General features: G+C 41.7%; 1 pseudogene. It reads left to right on the top strand.

Annotated elements, in window-relative coordinates:
• Positions 1-2: 2 nt before the first annotated feature.
• Positions 3-405: pseudogene (locus HMPREF2756_RS04305) on the top strand (hypothetical protein); the annotation flags it as partial.

Here is a 405-nt window from a genome sequence, read left to right as displayed (position 1 = left end):
CGGTGTTCACTTACGAGAGTGGGTATTGGGAGAAAATCATGAAGCCTCGTTTACAGCAGCAGAGGTGGTATATCGCTGAAGTAGACTGTGCTGGTGTGGAAGATATAGTAGATTTTGGCAGGAGGCTTCTACGGGCACTTAATTTTAGCGTTGGTGATAACGAATATATCAGTCCGATATGGTATGAAAATCTTGTCTGGGAAATATCTGGAGTATCTATGCGGCAAGGTTTTTTTATCTACTATAAAAACTTTGGAGATTTTTTATCTATGCATCATGATGCAGATCCAGAGTCTTCAGCAGTATATGCGATCAAGCTTCTTGAAAATATGAGCTATCACTATTCTGATCTTCGTGGGTATATTTATGAGCAGTACCCTGTGGTGGTGGGGTACGGCGTTGGTC

Origin of the sequence: Rothia sp. HMSC067H10, assembly GCF_001810635.1 — a bacterium.
Lineage (GTDB): Bacteria > Actinomycetota > Actinomycetes > Actinomycetales > Micrococcaceae > Rothia > Rothia dentocariosa.
This window is presented reverse-complemented; position numbering and strand designations above follow the sequence as displayed.